The 1152-nt window shown below is 54.4% G+C and carries 2 protein-coding genes; both read left to right on the top strand.

All coding sequences use genetic code 11. The annotated features are described in order from the left end of the window. A partial coding sequence (locus L692_RS0109290) for an LCP family protein (protein ID WP_025699241.1) occupies nt 1-815 on the top strand: 815 nt, incomplete at its 5' end. A 109-nt stretch (nt 816-924) separates the two neighbouring features. Next, nucleotides 925-1152, top strand: a 228-nt coding sequence (locus L692_RS0109285) for a pyridoxamine 5'-phosphate oxidase family protein (RefSeq protein ID WP_025699243.1), incomplete at its 3' end; no start/stop codon positions are given.

The following is a 1152-nucleotide window of genomic DNA, read 5'->3' as shown; positions in this document are numbered from 1 at the left end:
TAAAGCCGCTGACGGTGCTGCTGCTCGGTACAGATTACCGGCCGGAGCATAAATCGTATCTGACGGATGTCATTATGGTGGTCTCACTCAATCCGCAGACGGAATCGGCAACGATTGTGTCGCTTCCCCGAGATACGTATATGGAGCTGGACGGCTACAAGAGAACGAAGATCAATGCGTTTTATTCGCGTTTCAAGGATAAGGAAGACACCTCCGGCATCTCCGCCGAGGATGAAATGAAGACGATGATGGGCAAGTATCTGGGCGTCCCTATTGACTACGTAACCGTGCTTAATTTTCAGGCCTTCCGTGAGGTGGTCGACGAGCTTGGCGGCGTGAAGGTCAATATCAGCGAGGATATGTGCTATACGGACAGCGTGGACGGCACCGATATCAATCTGAAAAAGGGTCCGGCCGAGCTTGGCGGCGACGACGCGCTCGATTATGTCCGTTACCGCAAATCCAACTGTAAGCCGAAGACGAACCCCTCCGACGATTTCGACCGCAACCGGCGCCAAAGCGAGGTGCTGCATTCGCTCATGGATCAGATGCAGTCGCTGGGGGGAGCCGTAAAAATCGGCGGGGTGCTGGATGCGATCAACGATAATATGAAGACCGACATCGAGAAGGATCAGATCCGGAACCTGATTGCGGCGTACTGGAAAATGTCCAAGGAGAACGTGGAATTTAAGCCGGTAACCGGCACCTGGAGCAGCCCTTATGTATATATTAACGAAGAGACTCTCGATGCCGCGAAGCAGAGTCTGAGGAACCGGCTGGCCGGAGCCGCTCCGGCGGCGTCCGTGGCTCCGTAGACGGGCGGGACATCCGATAGCTCCGGCTCGCAAATTGAATGCAAGTTTGGGCATATGCTATAATATAATTAACTAAGTTCCAACATGCTGCACAAGGGGGCCTGTCAACATGTCCGAATCCGCTGCCCAGCTTACCGAATCCTTGTTGAAGATGCTGCAGAACGAAACATTTGTGCTGCTTAATACCGTTGATGCGGAGAGCGGCGGCCCTACGTCCACGGCGATTTCGTGGGTCTATGCGGTGGATGCTTCCACGCTCAGGCTGGCGATCGACCATCGTTCGAGGCTGGTCCGCAACATGAAGGAGAATCCGCTGGTAACGCTGACCGTCTTTGGG

Source organism: Paenibacillus forsythiae T98, from assembly GCF_000520735.1.
GTDB lineage: Bacteria > Bacillota > Bacilli > Paenibacillales > Paenibacillaceae > Paenibacillus_AQ > Paenibacillus_AQ forsythiae.
This window is presented reverse-complemented; position numbering and strand designations above follow the sequence as displayed.